At 43.7% G+C, this 21,772-nt stretch carries 21 protein-coding genes; 2 read left to right on the top strand and 19 right to left on the bottom strand.

All coding sequences use genetic code 11. The features are described 5' to 3' along the window. Positions 1-68: 68 nt before the first annotated feature. From Hs20B_RS07755 to Hs20B_RS07720, 8 genes are all read right to left on the bottom strand, one after another. Entirely contained in the window at positions 69-1,526 is a 1,458-nt protein-coding gene (locus Hs20B_RS07755; RefSeq protein ID WP_172357264.1) for a glycoside hydrolase family 1 protein, read from the bottom strand. A 73-nt stretch (positions 1,527-1,599) separates the two neighbouring features. Next, the gene (locus Hs20B_RS07750; RefSeq protein WP_172357262.1) at positions 1,600-2,028 is read right to left on the bottom strand and encodes a DUF3284 domain-containing protein; all 429 of its coding nucleotides are present in this window, start codon (positions 2,026-2,028) and stop codon (positions 1,600-1,602) included. Next, positions 2,015-2,206 (bottom strand): hypothetical protein, encoded by a 192-nt coding sequence (locus Hs20B_RS07745; RefSeq protein ID WP_172357260.1) that lies wholly within the window; start codon positions 2,204-2,206, stop codon positions 2,015-2,017. Before Hs20B_RS07745 ends, Hs20B_RS07750 begins: the two co-directional genes overlap by 14 nt. A gap of 53 nt (positions 2,207-2,259) precedes the next feature. Further along, positions 2,260-2,466 (bottom strand): hypothetical protein, encoded by a 207-nt coding sequence (locus Hs20B_RS07740; RefSeq protein ID WP_172357258.1) that lies wholly within the window; start codon positions 2,464-2,466, stop codon positions 2,260-2,262. A gap of 162 nt (positions 2,467-2,628) precedes the next feature. Continuing rightward, positions 2,629-4,098, bottom strand: a complete 1,470-nt coding sequence (locus Hs20B_RS07735) for a PTS sugar transporter subunit IIC (RefSeq protein ID WP_172357256.1) — start codon at positions 4,096-4,098, stop codon at positions 2,629-2,631. A 36-nt stretch (positions 4,099-4,134) separates the two neighbouring features. Continuing rightward, the gene (locus Hs20B_RS07730; RefSeq protein WP_172357254.1) at positions 4,135-4,452 is read right to left on the bottom strand and encodes a PTS sugar transporter subunit IIA; all 318 of its coding nucleotides are present in this window, start codon (positions 4,450-4,452) and stop codon (positions 4,135-4,137) included. A 231-nt stretch (positions 4,453-4,683) separates the two neighbouring features. Then, a complete protein-coding gene (locus Hs20B_RS07725; RefSeq protein WP_228407527.1) occupies positions 4,684-5,382 on the bottom strand; it encodes a rhomboid family intramembrane serine protease in 699 nt (232 codons plus the stop codon). A gap of 16 nt (positions 5,383-5,398) precedes the next feature. Continuing rightward, positions 5,399-5,947: a 5-formyltetrahydrofolate cyclo-ligase gene (locus Hs20B_RS07720; protein ID WP_172357252.1), complete on the bottom strand. Its 549-nt coding sequence runs from the start codon at positions 5,945-5,947 to the stop codon at positions 5,399-5,401. A 132-nt stretch (positions 5,948-6,079) separates the two neighbouring features. Here Hs20B_RS07720 and Hs20B_RS07715 point away from each other — a divergent pair, with 132 nt between their 5' ends. Together Hs20B_RS07715 and Hs20B_RS07710 are read left to right on the top strand one after the other, a co-directional pair. After that, positions 6,080-6,277: a cold-shock protein gene (locus Hs20B_RS07715; RefSeq protein ID WP_003138831.1), complete on the top strand. Its 198-nt coding sequence runs from the start codon at positions 6,080-6,082 to the stop codon at positions 6,275-6,277. A gap of 155 nt (positions 6,278-6,432) precedes the next feature. Then, complete coding sequence (locus Hs20B_RS07710) at positions 6,433-7,767, top strand: MATE family efflux transporter (protein ID WP_172357250.1); 1,335 nt, start codon at positions 6,433-6,435, stop codon at positions 7,765-7,767. A 20-nt stretch (positions 7,768-7,787) separates the two neighbouring features. Here Hs20B_RS07710 and Hs20B_RS07705 read toward each other — a convergent pair whose 3' ends face one another. The 11 genes from Hs20B_RS07705 to secA form a co-directional block, all read right to left on the bottom strand. Then, complete coding sequence (locus tag Hs20B_RS07705; protein ID WP_172357248.1) at positions 7,788-8,918, bottom strand: N-acetyldiaminopimelate deacetylase; 1,131 nt, start codon at positions 8,916-8,918, stop codon at positions 7,788-7,790. A 67-nt stretch (positions 8,919-8,985) separates the two neighbouring features. Then, the gene (gene dapD, locus Hs20B_RS07700) at positions 8,986-9,669 is read right to left on the bottom strand and encodes a 2,3,4,5-tetrahydropyridine-2,6-dicarboxylate N-acetyltransferase (RefSeq protein ID WP_228407529.1); all 684 of its coding nucleotides are present in this window, start codon (positions 9,667-9,669) and stop codon (positions 8,986-8,988) included. A gap of 33 nt (positions 9,670-9,702) precedes the next feature. After that, the gene (locus Hs20B_RS07695) at positions 9,703-10,503 is read right to left on the bottom strand and encodes an energy-coupling factor transporter transmembrane component T family protein (RefSeq protein WP_172357244.1); all 801 of its coding nucleotides are present in this window, start codon (positions 10,501-10,503) and stop codon (positions 9,703-9,705) included. Continuing rightward, a complete protein-coding gene (locus Hs20B_RS07690; RefSeq protein ID WP_172357242.1) occupies positions 10,496-11,362 on the bottom strand; it encodes an energy-coupling factor transporter ATPase in 867 nt (288 codons plus the stop codon). The genes Hs20B_RS07695 and Hs20B_RS07690 overlap by 8 nt, the downstream gene beginning before the upstream one ends. Next, positions 11,338-12,174 carry an energy-coupling factor ABC transporter ATP-binding protein gene (locus Hs20B_RS07685; RefSeq protein WP_172357240.1) on the bottom strand — a complete coding sequence of 279 codons (837 nt, stop codon included), beginning with the start codon at positions 12,172-12,174 and terminating at the stop codon, positions 11,338-11,340. Before Hs20B_RS07685 ends, Hs20B_RS07690 begins: the two co-directional genes overlap by 25 nt. Positions 12,175-12,231: 57 nt before the next feature. After that, complete coding sequence (gene nrdD, locus Hs20B_RS07680) at positions 12,232-14,478, bottom strand: anaerobic ribonucleoside-triphosphate reductase (protein ID WP_172357238.1); 2,247 nt, start codon at positions 14,476-14,478, stop codon at positions 12,232-12,234. A gap of 222 nt (positions 14,479-14,700) precedes the next feature. Next, complete coding sequence (ptsP, locus tag Hs20B_RS07675) at positions 14,701-16,428, bottom strand: phosphoenolpyruvate--protein phosphotransferase (protein WP_172357236.1); 1,728 nt, start codon at positions 16,426-16,428, stop codon at positions 14,701-14,703. A gap of 2 nt (positions 16,429-16,430) precedes the next feature. Next, positions 16,431-16,697, bottom strand: coding sequence for a phosphocarrier protein HPr (locus Hs20B_RS07670; RefSeq protein WP_172357234.1), 267 nt, complete (start codon positions 16,695-16,697; stop codon positions 16,431-16,433). A 156-nt stretch (positions 16,698-16,853) separates the two neighbouring features. Then, positions 16,854-17,882 carry a 3-deoxy-7-phosphoheptulonate synthase gene (locus tag Hs20B_RS07665; RefSeq protein ID WP_172357232.1) on the bottom strand — a complete coding sequence of 343 codons (1,029 nt, stop codon included), beginning with the start codon at positions 17,880-17,882 and terminating at the stop codon, positions 16,854-16,856. An 89-nt stretch (positions 17,883-17,971) separates the two neighbouring features. Beyond that, positions 17,972-19,003 (bottom strand): 3-deoxy-7-phosphoheptulonate synthase, encoded by a 1,032-nt coding sequence (locus Hs20B_RS07660; RefSeq protein WP_172357230.1) that lies wholly within the window; start codon positions 19,001-19,003, stop codon positions 17,972-17,974. A gap of 79 nt (positions 19,004-19,082) precedes the next feature. Further along, positions 19,083-21,674, bottom strand: coding sequence for a preprotein translocase subunit SecA (gene secA, locus Hs20B_RS07655; protein WP_172357228.1), 2,592 nt, complete (start codon positions 21,672-21,674; stop codon positions 19,083-19,085). Between the last annotated feature and the right edge of the window lie 98 nt (positions 21,675-21,772).

Raw genomic sequence — 21,772 nt, 5'->3', positions numbered from 1 at the left:
TCTACACTTGTAGACTAAAATTGTCAAGTAAAAAATACCCCAACCAAGTCGGAGTATTCTGAGCAGTTTTATTTCAGCAAATCCAAATCGCCACCATTGGACGCAATGACGTCTTTGTACCAATAATAGGAATCTTTCGGGATGCGTTTGAGCGTGCCTGTCATCGTTTCGTCTTGATCAACATAGACAAAACCGTAACGTTTTTGGTAGCCGTTAAGCCAGCTTAGTAAGTCAGTGTAGCTCCAAGTCGTGTAGCCCAAGACATCAACGCCGTCAGAAATGGCTTCTTTGATGGCCAAAACGTGTTTTTTAAGGAAGTCAATCCGGTAGTCATCGTGAATCTTGCCATCTTCTAACTTGTCATATTCACCCAGACCATTTTCAGTAATCAGAACAGGTACACGGTAGCGTGAGGCAATCCGACGGAGTGCGATGCGAAGCCCGACAGGGTCAATCGTCCAGTCCCAGTTCGTCGTTTCAACAAATGGATTTTTGACTGTTTTTTGAAGACCAGGAACGCCTGAATCTTTAGACGTGCCTTTTTTACCTGTTGTGTTCATTTGGTAGCTATCTTTATTTTCAACACCACCGTCGATTGGATTCCAGGCATTTGTCGCGGTTTGGTAGAAGTTTAGCCCCATAAAATCAGGTTTTGCAGACTTGAGCAACTCAGCATCACCTGGTGCAAACTCAGGCGCAATTCCTTTTTCTTTGAGATAGTTCAGCGCAACGATCGGATATTCCCCGTAAACATACACATCCATCCAGAAATGTCCGCCAAGCTCTTCCGCGTTTTCTGCCGCAAGGACATTCATCGGATCAGAGTTGACTGCGTACTGTGGTGTGTAGGCAAATGACGGGCCAATTTTACCGTCGATATTCATTTCGTGGAATTTATTGATGACCGCAGCATTTGCCAAGTTTGCATGGTGGTTGACTTGGTAAAAGAGCTTGTCATCTTTTTTGCCAGGCGGGTGAGTGGCAATTTGCCAGCCTTGGTGTGTGAAGATATTTTGCTCGTTCAATGACACCCAGTATTTGACACGGTCGCCGTAAGCTTTGAACAAAGTTTCAGCGTAGTTGACAAAATCAGGGATGATCTGACGAGATTCCCAGCCACCGTAAGCATCTTGAAGCGCTTGTGGCAAGTCCCAGTGATAGATTGTAACCAGCGGTTCAATCCCATTTGCCAGCAACTCATCGATCAAGTCGCTATAAAATTTCACCCCTGCTTCATTGACTTCACCCGTGCCATTTGGAAAAATACGTGTCCAAGCGATTGAAAAACGATAGGCTTTCATGCCCATCTCAGCCATGAGGCGTACGTCTTCTTTATAGCGATGATAGTGATCAACTGCGATGTCTCCGTTTGTACCTTTGAAAGTCTTGCCGTCAATGCGGACAAAGTTATCCCAGACTGACAGGCCTTTGCCGTCTTCGGCGTAAGCCCCTTCGATTTGATAGGCTGCTGAGGCGCTCCCCCAGAGGAAGTCGCTTGGAAAATCTGCTAGTTGTTTGTGTTCCATATTGTGTAAACCCTTTCATTCTATGCCTAAGTAAAAATCAGAAAACTGACTTTCACTTGGCTATTTTTATTGATTATTGACCGTTGTAAGCCTTTAAGATGCCATCCAAAATGGCGCGCATTTGCCGTTTTTTGATCCACCCAAGGCCGATTTGCATCATACTATCGTTGAGATTTTGGAAAAAACCTTTTGACTCAATCGTCTCCGAGATGACAACATCTGTCGTCTTATCGTCAATTTTGTGCAATTCCCAGCGCGTTGTAAAGGTATTTCTGACTGTCGTTGTTGTAAATGCATAGACAGACGGCTCAATCACATCATCAATCCGAATTTTTCCGGCTTGATTTTGCTTAGAACCAAATTTCTTTTTGTACTCAAAGCCCTTGAGCGATGAGATTTTTGGCCGTTTACCTGTATTTTGTTGAATGTCATAAAGGCCCGAATCAACAATTTTTTCAAAGACGAACTGGCGCGGCACGTCAAGTGTTTTAGTGAGTTCCATTGTCGTCTCCTTTTTCAGATTTATCTGCAAGTTTGCCATTGCGACCGCCTACGACAATCATGCCAATCCCTAGGATAATAACCAAAAGACTGACGATGACAAATGCACCCTTACTTTGTAGCGTTGTGATAAAAATCAGCAACCCTAGGGACACAAAGCCCCAACCCCATTTTTGCATAATTAAGTGGTTAACAAGAATTTTTTATTTTTCTTGCTAATTCCTTTCTCAGTTTATTTGACTGCTTCTGCGTTAAAGAAGAGCGCTGCACCCCATGGTTGTGCTTTGATCAATTCTTTTGCTGCTTTTGCTTTTTCAGCTGCATCTCCTTCGACTTCAAAAAATAATTTGATGCCTTTTTTTTCGGTAAATGTATAGCCGTTTTCTTCTAACAAAGCGATAACGTCGTCTTGTTTCATTGCCATATTAACTACGATCATGATAATTCCTCTTTCTAAAGTAATACATCTTCTATTTTAACATTTTTCAATCAAAAAAGACGACTTCCGCCGTCCTTTTTGGCGCAAGGTTCAACTTTTCCAAGCGAACTTTGGCGCACTCGGAAATCCCCGAGATTCTAGTCTAGTAATAAACTGAACTTATTATTCAGCTGCATCTTCCATAGAGTTTGCTGCGATAACAAATGGGAACCAGATGATAAATGAAATCACAAATGTTACGGCAGTCACAACGATTGAACGCCAGTCGAAACCAGTTGCCATGAAGGCATTGATAAATGGTGGTGTTACCCATGGTACCGAAAGCACAACCGGTGAAACCAGATGAAGTGCTGTTGCAGCATATGCCACAGATACTGATGCGAGCGGTGCAAGCAAGAGTGGGATAAAGAACATTGAGTTCAATACGAGTGGCATACCAAACATCATAGGTTCGTTGATGTTAAAGATACCTGGTGCAAGTGACAATTTAGCGACCGTACGGTAATCTTCACGTTTAGAGAACCAAAGAATGGCAATGATCAACGTGATGGTACCTGCTGTACCACCAAACCATGCGTAAGCATCCCATGAACCACGTACCCAGAGGTTGACGAATTGACCGTCAATCGCGTGCGCTTTATCAGTTGCGCCTTTTGCAACGAGATTTTTAACACCTTGGAGGCCTTGTTTAGAGTAGACGTCCATGTTGTTAAGTTGAAGTGGACCCCAGATACCATCAAGTGCCGCACCAAGTACGTTTGTCCCGTGGATACCAAAGAACCAAAAGAGTGATACGAAGAATGTAACGATTAAAACGGCTACGATTGATTGTGACAAAGCTTGGAATGGTTCAGCGATGTATTTAGAAATCAGGTAGATCAACTCGTGACCTGAGAGCTTTTGAACAATGTAGTAGATTGCTGCAACAATGTAAACTGCTACGATTGTTGGAATGATAGCAAGAAAGGCTTTTGATACTGCTGGTGGTACTTGGTCTGGCATTTTGATTGTCAAGTCAGCAAGCATCAGTTTTGCATAGATAATAGTTGCAAGTGCTCCCATGATGATAACTGTAAAGTAAGCACCAGCATCGAGTTGAGCAGCCGCAAAGAGCGGTTTATATGTTGCTAGTCCTTGACCTGCAATGTTGTTGTTGATCGCTGTCATGGCTTTGTCGCTAATGCCTACTGTTGCAAGACCAAGCATGTTTGGCAATCCCGCTACAAGCGCTGAAACCCCAACGATACCACCTGCGAGTTCATTGACTTGGTAAGCTCTTGAGAGGTTGTATCCCCATGAAAAAGCGAAAATAAGACCGATGATTGTCAATGTCCCTTGGTTGACGAGACTTGAGATGGCACTAAGTTGTTCAAATACTGGTGTATTTGCGAGTGTCCAAGCTTTTCCTGCTGCGGCAGCAGCGGCGGCTTTTGTCGGCCCTTGAACCAATTGTTGTACAGCACTTGGTACAGTCGTTACAACGGCTGAAATCAAGGCTGCGATTGCCCCAACCATAGTGGCTGGAAGCATACCTACAAATGAGTCACGAAGTGCGACCAAATGTTTTTGAGAGCCAATCTTGGCTGCTACTGGGACGAGATTTTTCTCCATCCACTGTTGTAAAGCATTCATACTTTACCTCCTCTTTCGATGATGTTACAATGATGATTAGTTCGTTTTGATCACTCTGTAAAGTTCGATGATCTCTTTTGCGAGATCAACGAAGGCGATACCTGTCATCAGGTGATCTTGTGCATGTACCATGTAGATAGAAAGTGGTACTTCTTCCCCATTTGCTGCCTTAGTCAATAGTTCTGTTTGACCGTGGTGAGCGTTTACGATGGCTTCATTTGCTGCTTTGATACGTTCGTCAGCTTTTTCAAAATCTCCTGTTTTCGCTGCGTTTATCGCCTCGATTGCTGAAGATTTTGCTTCGCCGCCAAACATGATCAAAGGCATGATGACTTCCATTTGTGCGTCGTCCATTATTTCTCCTTCCCATAAAATGAATTTTGACGTAATAAAATAAATACGTTGGGCAGTTTATTTCAGTTTTGCAACCGTTTTCAACTGCCCTATACCAATATATTAACACAATCTTAAAAACTTTGCAAGCGTTTTCTTTAAACTTTTTTAAGTTATTTTATTAACAAGAAAAGCAGTCACTTGTACGAATAAGTGACTGCTGAGCTAATCTTTTATGATATTTAACAAGATTTAATAGCCTGCTTGGAAGGCAAAAATGATCATCAGAACGGCTGAAATGATGTAAATCGCAAGGAAAGTCATTTTTTGTGCCTGTGTTATTTTGTTAGCCAATATCTTAGGTGCAAATGGTGCAGCAAGCAAGATACCACCAATAGCGCCACCAATATGACCCGCAATCCCAACGCCAGTTTGGAAAAGATTAATAGCGAGATTGACGATGATCAAAACGGCAAACTGCTTACCCACAGCCTGAAATGATGGATTTTTCGTCAGATAGCCCAGCATTGCCATCGCACCAAACATGCCAAAAAGTGCTGTTGATGCGCCGGCTGACAATGTCTCAGGCTTGATAAAGAAAGTCAGGATATTACCGTAGATGCCCGATAAGAGGTAAACCGCAAAAAAACGACTGCTACCAAAGATTTCTTCAATCTGACGGCCAATAAAGATCAGCGTGAAGAAATTCAACAGGAAATGTTCCCAACCAATATGGACAAAAATCGGCGTGACCAGCCGCCAAAGGTGCGACGGATGCTCGATAATATCCGGTCCGAAAAGCGCACCAAATCTATAAAGGTTGATTGGCGCCGTTGCCTCAGCACCATTTGCAAAAAACTGCGACAGCCAAACGCCTAGTGTCAAAAAGCCTAGGATATACGTCGCACGGTGCTGGTCAAAATCTTTTTTGAAATTATCTAGTGTCATCATGTCTCTATATTATACCTTATTTTGCCGAAAAAATCTGCTGAACAGGCAGGTCGTAGGCTTCAAAGTCGATGGCGCTAGACGTCACATCCAGCTGTTGAAAATCATAGACGAGACTCGCCGTCTGACCCGTAAAATGCGCCAGATAGCGATCATAGTACCCGCCACCATAGCCAATACGTTTCCCATCAAGCGTCCAAGCAAGTCCAGGAACGATGATCAGATCAGGCGTAACAGCCTCATTAGAACGTGACTCAGTCACACCAAAACTCGTCAGAACACGATCACGCGCGTCATATGGAAAATCTGTAAAAATCATCTGCCGCGCGGGCAATGTTTTTGGAATGACAAATCGTTTTGTCTTGTCCGACGTTAATCGTGTGATCAAGCTTGTTTCATCAAACTCAAATGACATAGGCATGAAGATTGCGATTGTAGTAGCAGTTTTATAGACTTCTGACGCCGTTAACTTATCGATGATAATCGCACTCTGACGGGATTTTTCCGCTAAATCAAAAGATTTTAAGCATTTTTTCATCTTTTCGCGTATTTCTGCTTTCTTTTTCATACCTTTTATGATAACATAAAAGAGTAGTTTGTTTACGATTTAAAAGTTTGGTTCATTTTGTTTCATCCTTTCAAAGCATTCACAGATTTACACAAAAAACTAAAATGCCCACTCGGGCGAAGGAGATTCAAAATGGCACAAGGTACAGTTAAATGGTTTAACGCTGAAAAAGGTTTCGGTTTCATCACTGGACAAGACGGAAAAGACGTTTTCGTACATTTCTCAGCTATCCAAACAGACGGATTCAAAACTCTTGAAGAAGGTCAAGCAGTAAACTACGACGTTGAAGATGGCGCTCGCGGTTTGCAAGCTGTAAACGTTACTAAATAATCTTAGTTTCGTCAGATAAACGAAAAACGATTCTTTCGAGAGTCGTTTTTTGCTGTCTGTTAAAATGATAACTAAATCATTGACATTCTATTATCATTTGATAAACTAACTAGGTAAGCGCTATCACTTTTGCTTTAGAAAGAGAACGACCACTCATGAAAGATTTAACAAAAGGAAATATTACCACGGGACTACTACTATTCACGCTACCCCTTCTTTTTGGTAATTTTTTTCAGATTTTATACAATACGATGGATACACTGATCGTCGGGCAAACGCTTGGTAAACTTGCCCTCGCAAGTGTCGGATCAACTGGTTCAATCAACTTTCTAATCGTCGGATTTGCACAAGGCATGACGGCTGGTCTTGCCATTATCACAGCTCAGCGATTTGGTGGCAAGGATGCGACTGGTGTCAGGAAATCTTTTGCGACAGGTATTTTATTTACGGTTGCCATTTCTTTGCTCTTAGGTGTGATCAGCCTGATTTTTGTGCGGCAACTCTTACAACTCATGCAGACTCCTGATGAGATTTTGGCTGGTGCCGTGACATTTTTGTCAATCATGCTTGGTGGCATGATTTTCGCCAATCTTTTCAATTTTCTATCAAGCGCTCTTCGGGCGATTGGCGACTCAAAAACGCCCGTTATTGCGCTGATTATCTCAAGTATCGCAAACATCGCTTTTGAGTATATTGCGATTTTACTTCTACATACTGGCATTGCTGGTGCAGGATTTGCGACACTGCTTGCCCAGCTCATCTCCGTTATTTTCTTGACAGCTCACATTCATAAACACGTCCCAGAATTACACTTCACAAAGACTGTTCTACGGTTTGATAAGGACGAGTTTGTAGAACACGCTAGACTTGCGATTCCCATGGGATTCCAGTCTAGCATCATTGCGATCGGCTCTATCACCATGCAGGTGGCGCTCAACACGCTTGGCACCAACGCCGTTGCAACGCAGGCCATTGTCAGCAAAATCGACCAGCTCGCCATGTTGCCTATGATTTCTATCGGTCTTGCCATGAGTACCTTTGCTGCGCAAAATTATGGTGCCAAACAGTTTAAACGGATCACTCAAGGGTTGACCCGCAGCGTTCTGATCGCTGTGTTTTGGGGCATCAGCTTCGGCGTGATTTTGAACATCTTCCATCACGGTTTTACGACGCTCTTTATCTCGCCTAAACAAACGCAGGTTATCGCGCTATCTGCCAGATACTATCTCATGAATGGTGGCTTTTACTGGATTCTCTCCATTCTTTTTGTCACAAGAAGTACCATTCAAGGCCTTGGCAACGGTAAAATTCCAACAATTGCAGGCTTCATGGAGTTGATTTTTAGGGCAATCGTCGCGATTATCGGTGTGCTACTTTTAAACTATACTTTAGTTATCTCAGCAAATGCGGCAGCTTGGATTGGCTCAACCCTGATCTTAATCCCAACTACCATCAAAATGATCCACTCATTTAATCAAAAAAACGCCTGATTTTAAAAATCAGGCGTTTTTTAATTTGCCTTCATTTTCAAAAATGCGGCGATATTTTTGACACCGAAGTCGATAGCGGCTTCGTTTGGCGACATTTTCGGATGGTGCAGGGCATATGGCGTTTCAATGCCTAGCCAAAACATGACACCAGGGATTTTCGACAAGAGATAGCCAAAATCCTCTCCCGTCATGGCAGGCTCAATATCAATCAGCTCAACCTCAGGCGCATTGTCAAAGAAAGCCATCAACTCACGCGCAAGCTCTGGGTTATTTTCAACAGGCAGATACCCGCCTTGTTTGAGCTTGATGTCAACACTCAGCCCAAAACTTGTCGCAACACCTTCAGCAATGGCGCGAATGCGCTTTTGTGTGAGTGCGTTCATGTCCTGCGTGAGCGTGCGAATCGTGCCGTGTAGCTGAGCAGTCTCAGCGATCACGTTATTTGTCGTGCCCGCGTGCATACTACCAAATGTCACAACTGCGCCCTCAATCGGGTCAACATTGCGGCTGACAATGGTCTGAACCTGCGTGATGAAATAGCTAGCAGCAACAAGCGCATCATTTGCCTGGTGCGGAAAAGCCGCATGACCTCCCGTACCTTTGAAGTTAACTTTAACTTCGCAAGTTCCCGCAAAAAGCGTGTGGGTGTTGGTCGCAATCTGACCAACTTTTAGATCTGGTCGCACATGCAAACCGTAAAAAGCATCAGGTCTGAAATCACCATCAAGCTCTCCCGCCTCATACATGAGCATGCCGCCAGCTTCATTTTCCTCAGCAGGCTGAAAAAGGAAGATCATGTCATTTTTGGGCTGTTTTTTCAGCATTTCTTCTAAAATGCCGAGTGAAACAGTCATGTGTATGTCATGGCCGCAAGCATGCATACGTCCTTGATGACGGGACTGAAAAGAAAGCCCAGTCTCTTCGACAACGGGCAATCCGTCAATATCCGTCCGCCAGCCAATCGTCTCCTCTGACGCCGTCCCAGAAATCTTGACCACAATCCCCGTCTGCCAGGTTTTTATCGTCACAAAATCATGACCAGCTGTCAGATCTGACAAAATCCTCAGCAAATAATCGTGCGTCTCAAACTCAGCAAGACCAATTTCAGGAATCTGGTGTAAGTCTCTTCTTATTTTGATTAAATCTAACATATTTTATCCTAAACTAGCGGACAATGAAATCCCGCCAATACCTCAAATCACAGCTATTATTTTTAGCTTAGAGTGTGCGAAGGGCATCTTCAAGGGCTGTTTTTTGTTTAGTTTTATCATCGATTTTCTTGATAATACGAGCAGGAACACCTGCAACAACGACATTTTCAGGGACGTCAGCCGTCACGATTGCACCCGCTGCCACAACTGACCCATTGCCGACTTGAACACCTTCGATGATCACGGCATTGGCACCGACAAGAACGTCGTTACCCACACGAACTGGCTCAGCACTTGCAGGCTCTACAACTCCCGCAAGGACGGCACCTGCACCAATATGGCTGTTTGTGCCAACAATCGCACGGCCACCAAGGACAGCGCCCATATCAATCATAGTCCCAGCACCAATTTCAGCGCCGATATTGATGACCGCCCCCATCATGATGACAGCATTATCTCCAATCTCAACTTGATCACGGATGATGGCACCAGGCTCAATTCGCGCATTGATCTCACGTTTGTCAAGCAATGGGACAGCTGAATTTCTGCCGTCTTGTTCAACGACGTAGTCTTTATTTTCAGTCAGGTTAGCAAGAAGTGGTGAAATGGCTTTCCAATCCCCAAATAAAACGTTACCAAGTTTGGTCACATCAGCAGGAACAACACCTGCAAGTTCCCCTTCAAAAGTGACTTTGACAGCTGTTTTTTTCTCAGCATTTGCGATAAATTGGATAATTTCTTGAGCGTTCATTTTGTTAGACATAAGCGTCTCCTTATAATTTTTTTATTTGAGCGTATTCCAGGCAATCAGTGCTGCCGCAAGGACAGCTAGGCTAACCAGTAAAACAGTATCGATGAGGTGCCATTTGAGCACGCGATATTTGGTGCGACCCTCGCCACCTTGATAACCACGGCTTTCCATGGCAATGGCAAGATCGTCAGCCCGTCTAAATGACGAGACAAATAGCGGAATCAAAATCGGAATCACCGACTTGACTTTTTGGACGAGATTTCCCTCACCAAAGTCCATGCCACGCGCTTTTTGTGCATTCATGATCATGGTTGTATCATCCATCAACGTGGGAATAAATCGCAGGGAAATCGACAGCATGAGCCCGATTTCATGAACAGGCACCTTGATTTTTTTCAGCGGCGCAAGCCCTGTTTCTATCCCGTCAGCAAGCGTGAGTGGTGGCGTTGTCAGCGTCAGCAAGGTTGACATGAAGATAATCAGGACAAAACGCATGAAGATATAAAAGGCATTTTGTACAGAATAAGTCGTGATTTTCAAAATCCACACCTGGAAAAGCACGTCGCCACCAGTGGTAAAGAGCATTTGAAAAATAACGGTAAATAGAATCAAACCAAGCATTGGCCGCAGGCCTTTTAAGAAATAGGACAGCTTGATCTGGCTAAGTGCGACTCCGACAAATGTAAAAACTGCAAGAATCCCGTAGCCAATCACGTCATTTGCTAGAAAAATGATGACTACAAAGGCGAACATGGCGAGCAGTTTGCTACGTGGATCCATGCGATGAATGAGCGACTCGCCAGGAATGTAGCGCCCGATAATCAATTTATCCATGCGTCGCCTCCTGACTCGCAGTTATCGCTGCAATTAGCGCCTTGCGTGTAATCGGCAGGTTATCTTTTTCAAACTGCATGCCACGCGCCGCAAGCAAAAGCGCAAACTGTGTCGCCTTTGGCACGCCAAGCTGATGTGCCATCATAAAATCAACGTCCTGAAAAAGCTCACTTGGCTTGCCGAACTTAACAATGCGTCCTTTTTCAAGCACAAACATGGTGTCTGCATAGTCCGCAACATCGTCCATCAGATGCGTCACCAAAATCGTCGTCACACCAGCTGCGTGGATACTCTCAAAAAGCTGCATCATATCAATGCGCGCCTTAGGATCAAGGCCCGCCGTCGGCTCATCAAGCACCAAAACACTGGGGTTCATAGCAAGAATCCCCGCAATGGCAACACGCCGCATCTGACCGCCTGATAACTCAAAAGGTGAGCGATCAAACAGGTCGTCAGAAATGCCTACTAGTCGCAGCTTTTCACGAGCCGTCTCTTCAGCTACCGATTTTGACACGCCAAAGTTTTGTGGCCCAAAAGAAACGTCTTTGAGCACCGTTTCATCAAACAGCTGGGTCTCAGGAAACTGGAAAACCACGCCAACCTTCTGACGAACTGGCTTGACAGCTTTTGCCTTACTGTCAGGTTTGATCGTGATGTCATCAACCGTCACACTACCTGAGGTTGGTAATAAAAGCCCATTTAGATGTTGCAAGAGCGTTGACTTGCCTGAACCTGTGTGTCCGACAAGCGCCGTGAAACTCCCGTCAGAAATCCGCATGTCAATATCAAACAAAGCCCGACTCTCAAAAGGCGTGTTGGGCTGATAGGTGTAAGTTACTTTGTCAAAATGGATTGCCATATAAAGTCAGCCAGCTCACTTTCTGTCAGATATTTTTCAGGTATATCAAGCCCTGAACGCCGTAAATCGGCTGCGACATTTGACGCAAATGGCACGTCAAGCCCGATTTCAATCAAATCATTGTTCAAAAACAGCTTTTCAGGTGTTGCAATCTGCTCGATTTTACCATCTTTCATAACAATAATCTTATCAGAAAAACTTGCCTCGTCCAGATCATGCGTGATTGAAATCACCGTCAAACCGTACTGTTCCTTGATTTCACGCACCACACGGATGATTTCCGTGCGCCCTTGCGGATCAAGCATGGACGTTGCTTCATCTAGGATAATGATGTCAGGACGCAGAGCCACGATGCCCGCAATTGCGACACGTTGCTTCTGACCACCCGATAAGCGAGCTGGTTCCTTGGTTTTAAAGTCTGCCATACCGACACGACTCAGGGCAGCATCCACTCGTGAAAGCATTTCATCACGTGGGACACCTTGATTTTCCATGCCAAATGCGACATCGTCTTCCACCGTTGAGCCGACAAATTGATTATCCGGATTTTGAAAAACCATGCCAATCTTCTGACGAAGTGTCCAGACATTGTCCTCAGTCAGTAACTCGCCGTCAATCTCAATCTGTCCAGATTCTGCCGCCATGAGTCCATCAATCAGACGTGCCGTAGTTGATTTACCCGAGCCATTTCGTCCGATAATTGACACCCACTCGCCACGTGACACGTCAAAAGACACGTCATCAACTGCATGAACGTCACTTTCCTCATCATATTTATATTTTAATTTCGTAATTTTCAAAATCTTTGTCATGCTATTATTATAGCAAAAAAACGGCTTTTTATCGCCGTTTTATGTTTGATTTATCACTTATTGATGAAAAAATTTTGACTTAGCTGCGTCAATCGCAACGCTTTCCAAATCTTCCCCATTTGACAAGTGACCAACTGAACCGTTCATATGTTTGACACGTGATGAAATCTCCTTGTGACGACCATTGACCATTGGACGTGCTTGCGGGTTACCAAGGTAGCCACAGGTACGTTTAACAACGTCAACTGTTTTCGGATCGCTATTGCCACAGTTTGGACATTGGAAACCGCGTTCTGTTGGTGTGAAGTCTCCTTCAAAATCACAGGCGTAACAATGGTCGATTGGTGTATTGGTACCAAGGTAGCCAACACGGTCGTAGGCAAAGTCCCAGACAGCTTCGAGTGCTTTGGGATTTTGTTGCAACATTGGATATTCACAGTAGTGAATGAAACCACCGCTTGCATAGACTGGATAGTCTTTTTCAAATTCCAACTTTTCAAATGGTGTCGGATTTTTACGAACATCATAGTGAAATGAGTTGGTGTAGTACTCTTTATCAGTAATGTCTTTGACAATGCCAAATTTTTCAGTATCCAGACGGCAGAAACGGTCTGTCAGTGATTCTGACGGTGTTGAGTAGATTGAGAAATGATAATCATACTCGTCAGACCATTCGCCCGCAGCTTTTTTCATTTCACGCAAGATGTCAAGCGTGAATTCTTTTGCTTCTGGATTGTGTTCCCATTCGCCACCATAAAACTCAGTTGCAACTTCGTAAAGACCGATGTAGCCAGCAGAAACTGTGGCACGGCGATTTTTGAAAAGCTCATCTACTGAGTCTGTACGGGAAAGACGTTTGCCAAATGCACCATTTTCATAAAGAATCGGTGCGTTTGCTGGTGTTGCTTCTTTGACACGCTCAACTCGGTAAACAAGGGCGTCTTTCATGACTTCCATGCGTTCACCGAAGATTTGCCAGAATTTTTCCTTGTCGCCTTTTGACTCAAGGGCAATACGAGGTAAGTTCAGCGTCACAACGCCTAAGTTCATACGACCGTCAACAACATCATGACCATTTTCATCTTGCCAACCTTGTAAGAATGAACGACAACCCATAGGTGCTTTGAAGGATCCTGTTAGCTCAACGATTTTGTCGTAGCTGACAATATCTGGATACATACGTTTTGTGGCACATTCTGCTGCAAGTTCCTTGATGTCATAGTTAGGATCTGTGGCGTTTAGATTGAGGCCACGTTTGATCGTGAATACAAGTTTTGGAAAAATCGCTGTGCGACCTTCCTTGCCAAGTCCTTTGATACGATTTTGGAGAATGGCTTTTTGAATTTCACGCGCATACCAGTCCTCACCAAGACCAAAACCAAAGGTTGTAAATGGTGTTTGACCATTGGACGTAAACAAGGTATTGATCTCGTACTCAAGACTTTGCATGGCATCATAGATGTCTTTAGCTGTTTTGGCACGGGCATAGGCTTCACGTTTTTCTGCAGCAACCCACTCTTTTGCATCATTCATGTGTTTGTCATAGTTGAGGCGTGCGTAAGGCGCAAGCACTTCATCAATACGGTTGACAGAGGTCCCGCCGTATTGGCTTGACGCCACATTGGCAATGATTTGTGAGATTTGTGCGGCAGCTGTTTGGATTGATTTTGGACTGTCGATAACTGCGTTTCCGAGTTTAAAGCCATCATTTAACATGCCTTTGACATCCACTAAACAACAGTTTGTCATTGGTGCATAGGGTTGGTAGTCCAGGTCATGAAAGTGAATATCACCTTTTTGATGCGCATTGGCAACGTGTGCAGGCAACATTTTCAAACCAATTGACTTACCGACAATCCCAGCAGTCAAGTCACGTTGTGTATTAAACACGTCGCTGTCTTTATTGGCATTTTCATTGACAACCGTTTGGTCTTTGTTAATGAGTTTGTCAATCGTGAAGTTTATATCTGTCGCCTGAGAGCGCTCAAAATCACGTTTCGTACGGTAATTGATATACGTTTTTGCAAGCTCATACTCGTTTGCATCCAACAAAACGTGTTCCACAATATTTTGAATTTCGTAGATTTTGACATTCTTGTCAAAACGATCAAAAATCGTCGCAACGATTTTATCCGTCAGACCTTCCAGTTTGACTTCCTGAACAGGCGACATCTTTGTCAGCTCGTCTGATGCCTTTTTGAGCGCATCATAAATTTTTTCTGGCTCAAAATTTAAATGGCGACCATCACGTTTGACGACCTCCATCGTAGTTTCAAGTGTTTCAGTTGTTTCCCAAACCATCATATCGTATACCTAATTTCTAAAAAATCATTGTAGATATATTCTACCAAATACGAGTCAGTTTGTAAAGGGTAAATCACTATATATTGTGTTAGATTATGTAAAATCGCACCTTATCACACTAGATGTAGTTTGTCAAGCGAATCAAATTCATTTCAAATAATGGCTATTTCCTAGTATTTTGGGCACAAAAAAACAGAACCTAAGTCCTGTTTTAAGTCAAAATTATTTTGTATAATCTTCAACCAAAGCAACAACTTCTTCCATTGTTGCGCAAGTTGTAAGAGCTTTATCAGCCAATTCAGCCATCTTAGTTGTGTCGAGACGTTTCATGAGTGACCGTGTTTGGAGAATTGATGTTGCACTCATTGAGAACTCATCAAGACCCATACCCATCAAAAGCGGCACGGCAGTTTGGTCGCCTGCCATTTCGCCACACATACCAGCCCATTTACCTTCAGCATGCGCTGCTTTGATCACGTTATTGATCAAACGCAAGATTGAAGGGTTGTAAGGTTGGTAGAGGTAAGAAACTTGTTCGTTCATACGGTCAGCGGCCATCGTGTATTGGATGAGGTCGTTTGTACCGATTGAGAAGAAGTCTACTTCTTTGGCAAATTGGTCAGCAAGCATTGCTGCCGCTGGGATTTCGATCATGATACCCACTTGGATATTATCCGCAACTGCAACGCCTTCAGCGAGCAAGTTTGCTTTTTCTTCATCGAAAAGTTTCTTAGCCGCACGGAATTCTGTAACAAGTGCAACCATTGGGAACATGATACGAAGTTGACCGTGAACTGAGGCACGCAAAAGTGCACGAAGCTGTGTGCGGAACATGGCATCGCCACCTTCTGACAAGCTAATACGCAAAGCACGGTAGCCAAGGAACGGATTCATTTCTTTTGGTAGATCAAAATAAGGCAGTTCTTTATCGCCACCGATATCCATGGTACGAACAACGACAGGCTTACCATCCATGCCTTCAAGCACTGCTTTGTAAGCTTCGTATTGTTCGTCTTCAGTTGGGAAATCTTGCGAGTCCATGTATAGGAACTCTGTGCGGTAAAGGCCGATAGCTTCGCCACCGTTGTCGTTTACGCCTGTCACGTCTTTTGGTGTCCCAATGTTTGCTGCAAGTTCAAAATGTTTACCATCAGCTGTCACTGTTTCAGCATCTTTGAGTTGTGCCCATTCTGCTTTTTGGTCAGCATAAGCTTTACCAGCAGCGATAAATTCAGCTTGTTCAGCATCACTTGGCTCGATAATCACTTCACCAGTAATCCCGTTGACAGCAAGGAGTTGTCCTTCAGCAACGAGTGTTGTGATATTGTTTGTACCAAGAACAGCGGGGATTTCAAGTGTACGTGCCATGATAGCAGAGTGACTTGTACGGCCACCGATATTTGTGATGAAAGCTTTAACAAACTTTTTATCAAGTTGTGCCGTATCAGATGGCGTCAAGTCGTGTGCAACGACGATAACTTCTTCGTCGATAGTTGCTGGGCTTGGCAATTTTTTACCAAGCAAGTTTGCAAGCACACGTTTTGTCACATCTTTAATATCTGCAGCACGCTCTTGCATGTATGGATTTTCGTCCATATTTTCAAACAAAGTGATGAACATATCTGTCACTTCTTTGAGCGCACTTTCAGCATTGGTTTTCTTAGCACGGATTGTTTCTTTGATTTGACCAATCATTTCTGGGTCAGCAAGAACCATCAAATGTGCATCGAAAACTGATGCTGCTTCTTCGCCAAGGCTATCTACGGCTTTTTCACGGATAACGTTAAGCTCGCTTGTGCTTGCTTCAAGAGCAGCATCCAAACGAGCTTCTTCGTTGTCAGTATTGTCGACAGAAACTGTCTCAAATGACAAATCCGGTTGAACCAGAAGATAAGCTTTGGCAACTGCAACACCGCTAGATGCGGCAATACCTTTAAGCTTCTCTGTCATGATTATTCAGCCAATCCTTCTTTAGTCATTGTGTCTGCGATTGCTGCGATTGCGTCTTCAGCATCAGCACCTTCAGCAGCGATTGTAACGTCAGCGCCTTGACCAACACCAAGTGACATAACACCCATGATTGATTTCAAGTTAACTGATTTACCTTTGTACTCAAGGTTGATGTCAGAAGTGAATTTTGAAGCTGCTTGAACAAGCAAAGTTGCAGGACGTGCGTGGATACCTGTTTCAGCTACGATGTGAAAATCTTTAGATGCCATGATTGCATTCTCCTTATTTGTTTACAAATTTTTTCTGGCTCATTTTTCAATGAAAGCCATTACATAAATTATTTTAACACAAAATGAAAAGGTTTGCAATAAAAAAACAGGGAAACTTTTTCATGTGTGCTATACCAGAAAATTGGTGTTATACTATTAGCTTAATGTTGTGTAGATTTCATTGACCAGCGCTTCTGTCTTATCCCAGCCAAGACAAGGGTCTGTGATAGATTTTCCGAAAACTTCCGGCGTATCTTGACGCCCATCTTCAAGGTAAGATTCTATCATAAAGCCACGAACGCTTGCTTTAATTTTTTCATTCCAATCGCGGTTAATCAATGTTTGACGGACAATGCGGATCTGCTCCATGAATTGTTTGCCAGAGTTATCGTGGTTGGTGTCAACCATGATAAATGGATTTTCAAGGCCCATTTTTTCATACTGGGCGATTGCTTTAATTAAGTTATCATAGTAGTAATTTGGCTCATTTTCGCCATGTTCATTGGTTGCGCCACGCAGGATGACATGTGCTAGCGGATTGCCATCTGTATCTACTTCTGCATTACCATAGAGGAAATTTTGCTTGTTTTGTGCAGCGTGAATGGCGTTAAACATGACGTTTAGATTGCCTGATGTTGGATTTTTCATGCCCGTCGGTGCATCAATCCCTGAGGCAACAAAACGGTGTTCTTGGTCTTCCACTGACCGTGCGCCAATCGCATGGTAGCTGACCAAATCATCCACCATTTTCAAATTTGACGGATAAAGCATCTCATCCGCGGTCGTCAGGCCTGTTTCAGTGATGACTTTATAGTGCAAGTCGCGGACGGCGTGAATGCCATTGATCAGATCAGGCAGTTTTGATGTGTCTGGTTGGTGCATCAGCCCTTTGTAACCATCGCCGTTGGTCCGTGGTTTTGCCGTGTAGACGCGCATCACCATGAAAACTTTATCTTTCACTTTTTCTTGCAAAGCAGCTAAACGGTGCGCATATTCAAGCACAGCCGCTTCGTTATCTGACGAACAAGGTCCGATGACGAGAAGCAGGCGGTCATCTTGACCTGTGATAATGTTTTTTAGCTCCGCATCACGCGCATTTTTTCTTGTCAGTACGTCACCTTCAAGTTTAGCGTGGGTTTTGATTTCTGCGATGTCGATTGTCGTACCTTTTTGATGAATGCCCATTTGATTAAATTCTTTCTATCTTTCTAAAATTCTGATAAGTTTTCTTAAACAAAAACTGAAGCTGACTTCAGTTTTGTTTTACTTGCTATTTATTCACCGAGTGTTGTGTAAATTTCATTGACCAAGGCTTCAGTTTTATCCCAACCAAGACATGGATCTGTGATTGATTTTCCGAAGACTTCAGGCGTGTCTTGACGCCCATCTTCAAGATATGACTCAATCATGAAACCGCGAACATATTTGCTAATCAGCGGATTCCACTTGCGGTTAATCAAGGTCTGACGCACAATGCGAATCTGCTCCATGTAGCGTTTACCTGAGTTATCGTGGTTGGTGTCAATCATGATAAATGGATTTTCAAGACCCATTTTTTCATACGACGCAATCGCATCTAGCAGATTGTCTGTATAATAGTTTGGAATATTTTTACCGTATTCATTGAGTGCACCACGTAAAATAGCGTGCGACAACGGGTTGCCTTCTGTTTGCACTTCAGTGCGGTTAAACAGGAAATTCTGCGGATTTTGTGCTGCGTAGATACCGTTAAACATCACGTTCAAGTTCCCTGATGTCGGATTTTTCAAACCAACTGGCACATCAATCCCTGAGGCAACAAAACGGTGCTGTTGATTTTCAACAGAACGCGCACCAACAGCGATATAGCTGACCAAATCATCGATAATGCGAAGATTTTCAGGATATAGCATCTCATCAGCCGTCGTCATGCCTGTTTCAGTGATGACTTTATAATGCAATTCACGCACCGCCTTGATTCCGTTCAAAAGATCAGGCTGAGCTGACGCATCCGGCTGGTGAATCAAGCCTTTATAGCCATCACCATTAGTTCGTGGTTTTGCCGTATAGACACGCATCACCATGAAAATCCGGTCTTTGACAGTTTCTTGCAATTTCGCAAGACGACGTGCGTACTCAAGTGCCGCAGGTTCATTGTCTGACGAACAAGGTCCGATAACCAACAAAACACGGTCATCTTCCCCTTTGATAATTGCCTCAAGCTCACGATCACGCGCTGTTTTCAAGGCTAGGGTCGCTTCAGAAAGTTTACCTAACTCTTTGATTTCCTCTATTTCCAGTTTCGGAGAGATTTCTTTGAATGTCATGCTTAGTCCTTTAGTTAATGTTGGTGCATTTTCGCACTAGGAAGTCTTATACTTTTATTTTTCTATTTGAAATGATTGCTTACGCAATTTTTGCACGGCCATGGCAATTTTTGAATTTTTTGCCTGAGCCACATGGGCAGGGATCATTTCTGCCAACTTTTGAAAAGTCGATGTCTGATACATCCTCACCTGTATTGGCTTGCGCCGTTGTGACATCTGTCAAGTTTTCTTGTGATGCCGTTGTGACAACTTTTGGTGCATGTTCCTCTTGAATGGCTGTTTGCGGATGAATTTGTGCTTTCATCATCAAACGTGTCACTTCAAATTCGATAGCACCCACCATGTTATTGAACATGGTAAAAGCTTCTTGTTGGTACTCGACAAGCGGATTATTTTGCGCATAGCCACGCAAGCCAACGCTCTGACGCATCTGATCCAGCTGGTCAATATGTTCTGACCAGTTAGTATCAACCGTCCGAAGCACAACAGCTTGTTGGAAGCTCAGCTGACGTTCAGGTTCAGCTAATTTTGCCATTTGATCTGCATAAACTGCCTTCACTTTGTCAAAAATCAATCCTTTGACTTCCGAAAGTTTCAGGCCGCTGAGCGCTTCTTCAGTCAGATCACCGTCAGAAAGCAGATTGCTCTCAACTTGGACAATTAAGTCCTTAGTTCCCGTTTCGTCAAGCTTACCAAGTGGTGCTTGCCCGTCAACAAGGCGGTCAATTGTCCGACCAAACATACCCATGAGTTGCGGCGTCAGATCTTCCTTAGCTGTAATCACTGTATAACGCTGTGCATAGATAACTTCGCGCTGTTCACGAATCACATCATCATATTGCAAAACTTGTTTACGTGAATCATAGTTATTACCTTCAACACGCTTTTGTGACGCTTCAATCTGGTTGGTAATCATGCGTGATTTAATCACAGCATCTTCACCCTCGATTTTGAAACGTTCCAAAACAGCCGCAACACGTTCGCTACCAAAGCGACGCATCAAATCATCTTCAAGTGACAGATAAAATTGTGACACACCTGGGTCACCTTGACGACCTGAACGACCGCGAAGCTGATTGTCAATCCGACGAGACTCATGACGTTCAGTCCCAATAACCGCTAAACCACGGTATTCGATATCCTCATGATCGACAACACCTGCGCCAAGTTTAATATCGGTACCACGACCTGCCATGTTGGTTGCAATGGTGACAGCACCTTTTTGGCCGGCATTCATGATGATTTGCGCTTCTTTAAAGTGATTTTTCGCATTGAGCACTTCATGCGGAATACCTGCTTTAACCAACTCGTTTGAGATAATTTCTGACGTTTCAACGCCAACTGTCCCAATCAAAATCGGCTGTCCTTTTTCGTGACGGTTGCGCACATCGCGCACAACAGCCGCAAACTTAGACTCGATTGTTGGATAGAGCAAATCTGGATGATCCAAACGTTGCACGGGTTTATTTGTCGGAATCGGGATAATCTGGATATTATAAATCTCGCGGAATTCTTCAGCTTCCGTCTTACCAGTCCCTGTCATGCCTGACAGTTTTTTATACATTCTAAAGTAGTTCTGATAGGTGATTGACGCCATAGTCTTCGATTCGTCTTGAATCGGCACACCTTCTTTGGCCTCGATAGCTTGGTGGAGGCCGTCAGAAAAACGACGACCTTCCATCGCACGCCCTGTAAACTGGTCAACAATCAAGACTTCTTGATTTTCATCAACCATGTAATCCAAGTCAAGCGCCATGATATAGTTGGCACGCAAGGAGTTGTCCACAAAGTGCGTCAGAGCTGCATTTTCAAGGTCATAAAGATTATCAATAGCAAAGAATTTCTCAGCCTTGTCGATGCCTTCTTCAGTCAAACCAATCGTTTTCGACTGAACATCGACTTTGTAATCATCGCCTTCTTCATAGTCTTCATGACCAAACAGGGTCTTGACAAACTGGTCAGCACGGTGATAAAGTGCACTCGAACTTTCAGCCTGACCCGAAATGATCAAAGGCGTTCTTGCCTCATCAATTAAGATTGAGTCAACCTCATCGACTAAGGCATAGTTAAGCGGACGTTGACTCATCTCTTCAAAAGTCGTCACCATGTTATCACGCAAGTAGTCAAAGCCAAGCTCTGAGTTGGTCGAATAAGTGATGTCACACAAATAAGCGGCACGTTTTTCTTCAGGCGATTTGGTCGATGAGTTGATTCCAACGCTCAAACCAAGCCAGTTATATAGCTCACCCATTTCTGTCGCATCACGTGCTGACAAGTACTCATTGACGGTGACAACGTGCACACCTTCGCCAGACAAGGCATTAAGATAGACCGGCATTGTTGCGGTCAGCGTTTTACCTTCACCTGTCCGCATCTCGGGGACATCTCCGTTATGCAGGACAATCCCACCCATAATTTGCACATGATAAGGAAACAGGCCTAGCACACGTTTTGCGCCTTCGCGCGCTACAGCAAATGCTTCAAAAAGCAGGTCATCAAGTGACTCCCCATTTTGATAGCGCTGTTTGAGTTCAGGCGTCTTAGCTTGAAGTGCCTCGTCAGATAACTCAGCAAAAGCTGATTCAAAGCTTTCAACTTTGTCAGCCATTTTATGTAATTTTTTTAATTGTTTGTTATCATTTTCAATTAATCGTTGAATGATATTTGCCATTTCTTCTCCTAGATAATTTTAGGATTTCCTAAAATAGAATACTTCTCTCAATTTTAACATTTTATACTGTGAATTTCAATGATAAAAAAAACGTCCGA

This window comes from Pseudolactococcus insecticola (genome assembly GCF_011170065.1).
GTDB classification, from domain to species: Bacteria; Bacillota; Bacilli; order Lactobacillales; family Streptococcaceae; genus Pseudolactococcus; species Pseudolactococcus insecticola.
The sequence above is the reverse complement of the archived record's forward strand: the minus strand, read 5'-3'. Positions and strand labels throughout refer to the sequence as shown.

Coding starts and splice junctions, on each gene's coding strand:
- Hs20B_RS07685 (WP_172357240.1), bottom strand. CDS start 12,174: ATGACAAAGATTTTGAAAATTACGAAATTAAAATATAAATATGATGAG.
- Hs20B_RS07705 (WP_172357248.1), bottom strand. CDS start 8,918: ATGTTAGATTTAATCAAAATAAGAAGAGACTTACACCAGATTCCTGAA.
- Hs20B_RS07755 (WP_172357264.1), bottom strand. CDS start 1,526: ATGGAACACAAACAACTAGCAGATTTTCCAAGCGACTTCCTCTGGGGG.
- Hs20B_RS07750 (WP_172357262.1), bottom strand. CDS start 2,028: ATGGAACTCACTAAAACACTTGACGTGCCGCGCCAGTTCGTCTTTGAA.
- dapD (WP_228407529.1), bottom strand. CDS start 9,669: ATGAACGCTCAAGAAATTATCCAATTTATCGCAAATGCTGAGAAAAAA.
- Hs20B_RS07735 (WP_172357256.1), bottom strand. CDS start 4,098: ATGAATGCTTTACAACAGTGGATGGAGAAAAATCTCGTCCCAGTAGCA.
- Hs20B_RS07670 (WP_172357234.1), bottom strand. CDS start 16,697: ATGGCATCTAAAGATTTTCACATCGTAGCTGAAACAGGTATCCACGCA.
- Hs20B_RS07715 (WP_003138831.1), top strand. CDS start 6,080: ATGGCACAAGGTACAGTTAAATGGTTTAACGCTGAAAAAGGTTTCGGT.
- Hs20B_RS07725 (WP_228407527.1), bottom strand. CDS start 5,382: ATGATGACACTAGATAATTTCAAAAAAGATTTTGACCAGCACCGTGCG.
- nrdD (WP_172357238.1), bottom strand. CDS start 14,478: ATGATGGTTTGGGAAACAACTGAAACACTTGAAACTACGATGGAGGTC.
- secA (WP_172357228.1), bottom strand. CDS start 21,674: ATGGCAAATATCATTCAACGATTAATTGAAAATGATAACAAACAATTA.
- Hs20B_RS07730 (WP_172357254.1), bottom strand. CDS start 4,452: ATGGACGACGCACAAATGGAAGTCATCATGCCTTTGATCATGTTTGGC.
- Hs20B_RS07740 (WP_172357258.1), bottom strand. CDS start 2,466: ATGATCGTAGTTAATATGGCAATGAAACAAGACGACGTTATCGCTTTG.
- Hs20B_RS07710 (WP_172357250.1), top strand. CDS start 6,433: ATGAAAGATTTAACAAAAGGAAATATTACCACGGGACTACTACTATTC.
- ptsP (WP_172357236.1), bottom strand. CDS start 16,428: ATGACAGAGAAGCTTAAAGGTATTGCCGCATCTAGCGGTGTTGCAGTT.
- Hs20B_RS07720 (WP_172357252.1), bottom strand. CDS start 5,947: ATGAAAAAGAAAGCAGAAATACGCGAAAAGATGAAAAAATGCTTAAAA.
- Hs20B_RS07695 (WP_172357244.1), bottom strand. CDS start 10,503: ATGGATAAATTGATTATCGGGCGCTACATTCCTGGCGAGTCGCTCATT.
- Hs20B_RS07745 (WP_172357260.1), bottom strand. CDS start 2,206: ATGCAAAAATGGGGTTGGGGCTTTGTGTCCCTAGGGTTGCTGATTTTT.
- Hs20B_RS07665 (WP_172357232.1), bottom strand. CDS start 17,882: ATGGGCATTCATCAAAAAGGTACGACAATCGACATCGCAGAAATCAAA.
- Hs20B_RS07660 (WP_172357230.1), bottom strand. CDS start 19,003: ATGACATTCAAAGAAATCTCTCCGAAACTGGAAATAGAGGAAATCAAA.
- Hs20B_RS07690 (WP_172357242.1), bottom strand. CDS start 11,362: ATGGCAATCCATTTTGACAAAGTAACTTACACCTATCAGCCCAACACG.